We start from the raw sequence: 1,275 nt of genomic DNA, 5'->3' as shown, positions 1-1,275 counted from the left end.
CCCCTGCCCAGCTGGAACATCGCTCCAACGCTGCACATCCACTAATGATGTAAAGCTAAAGTCCTCTTGATCTGTCTGTGCTTGTTTCAATTGGCTAAGAGCGGCTTGCAATTGCGTTGTCGAAGACAGTTTAAGACGTACAGGCAGGCTATTAATGAAGAGACCCAACATGTCTTCAACACCAGGAAGGCTACTCGGGCGACCTGAACGAGTACTACCAAAAACAATGTCTTGGCTACCGCTGTAATGGCTAAGTAATAGCCCCCAACCCAGTTGCAACCAAAGGTTGAGGCTCACTTGATACTGTTGAGCTTGATGCTCTAACTGCTGAGTCAGTTCACGGCTGAGTGTCAAATGGCATTCTTGTGAACATGATGAACCACTTGTCTGTGGGTCACCTATTTGGACCTGTATCGGCTCACTGAACCCTTCCAGATAAGTACGCCAGTAATGTTCAGCTGTGTTTTGGTCCTGACACCCTAACCAGGCAATATAGTCTTTGTAAGGTCGAGCGGTTGGTAATTTAGGTGAACTTTGCGTGACTAACGCTTGATAACGCACCATCAACTCTTTGAAGACGATAGGTAAACACCAACCGTCTAATAGCGCGTGATGGTGCTGCCAAACAAACCAATATTCCCTTTCTCCAATTTGAGCCAAATGGCCGCTCATCAGTGGTGCTTGTTCAGGTAATGAACAATGTCCCTGATCCAACAGGTTTCGAAGTTGCTGCTGTTGTTGGTCTGCACTCAAGCGGCGCCAGTCATACTGGTGCCAAGGCAAATGAGCATGAGCACTCACAACCTGTATTTGATTTTGCCCTTCAACCGTCGTGAATGCCGTTCTAAAAATAGCATGGTTACGCCACCAACTGCTCCCAGCTCTCTTTAAAGCGATCACTATCTAGATCTGTCAGTTTAAATTTAAGCTGCGTCTCATACTGCCCATTGTCTGGTTCCAAACTGGAATGAAACAACAGTCCCTGCTGCATAGCCGTGCTGGGATAGAGATCTTCTAAAAAAGGGTACTCTGTTTGTAAATGGTCCACTTGTGTTTGGGTGAGTGACAGTAATGGAAAATCAGACGGTGTGTAACTACCGGGGGCTTGTAAGCAGTGATTGATGAGCTTTTCTAAGACTTGCTGATAACTGCTTGCTAGCGCCTTGATATCTTCGGCTGTAAACTGCTGTGGGTGATAGTCAATATTGAGAGTCCACTGCCCATCCACAACGTAGCTATTAAAGCCCAATGCATACTCACGTAAAAGATTAGAAG

The 1,275-nt window shown here is 46.3% G+C and carries 2 protein-coding genes; both read right to left on the bottom strand.

The window, feature by feature from the left end:
• Nucleotides 1-900, bottom strand: a 900-nt coding sequence (locus tag RH40_RS01520) for a condensation domain-containing protein (RefSeq protein ID WP_009599503.1), incomplete at its 3' end; no start/stop codon positions are given.
• Nucleotides 860-1,275 (bottom strand): peptide synthase (locus tag RH40_RS01515; RefSeq protein ID WP_009599502.1); only part of this gene is annotated, 416 nt, incomplete at its 5' end. The genes RH40_RS01520 and RH40_RS01515, both read right to left, overlap by 41 nt.

The organism is Vibrio caribbeanicus ATCC BAA-2122 (assembly GCF_000165125.1).
Taxonomy (GTDB): Bacteria; Pseudomonadota; Gammaproteobacteria; order Enterobacterales; family Vibrionaceae; genus Vibrio; species Vibrio caribbeanicus.
Note: the sequence above shows the minus strand (reverse complement) of the source record. Positions and strands in the feature narration are given on the sequence as shown.